This window comes from Streptomyces chisholmiae, from assembly GCF_031845445.1.
In the GTDB taxonomy this organism is placed as follows: domain Bacteria; phylum Actinomycetota; class Actinomycetes; order Streptomycetales; family Streptomycetaceae; genus Streptomyces; species Streptomyces chisholmiae.
The window spans coordinates 1-382 of record NZ_JAVREO010000311.1 but is presented as its reverse complement, the minus strand read 5'-3'; the positions used below and the strand labels follow the sequence as shown (position 1 = coordinate 382).

At 64.7% G+C, this 382-nt stretch carries 1 protein-coding gene; it reads left to right on the top strand.

All coding sequences use genetic code 11. From position 1 onward, the window contains the following. Nucleotides 1–64: 64 nt before the first annotated feature. Nucleotides 65–382 (top strand): flavin reductase family protein (locus tag RM844_RS33350; RefSeq protein WP_311671157.1); only part of this gene is annotated, 318 nt, incomplete at its 3' end.

The following is a 382-nucleotide window of genomic DNA, read 5'->3' as shown; positions in this document are numbered from 1 at the left end:
CTCTGGGGCCACGACTTCTCCGTGGGCTTCAAGTGACAGTGACGAGCGCTCGCGCGAGGAACAGATGACCAGCACTCAGCCGATCGACCCGCGTACGTTCCGAAATGTGCTCGGCCAGTTCTGCACCGGCGTCACCGTCATCACGACGTTGCACGATGACGTGCCGATCGGCTTTGCCTGCCAGTCGTTTGCGGCACTGTCGCTCGACCCGCCGCTGGTGTCGTTCTGCGTTCAGAACTCCTCGACCACCTGGCCCAAGCTCAAGGACCTGCCGTCGCTGGCGATCAGCGTGCTCGGCGAATCCCATGACGAGGCGGCCCGCACACTCGCGGCCAAGACCGGGGACCGGTTCGCCGGGTTGGAGACAGAGTCACGCGAATCC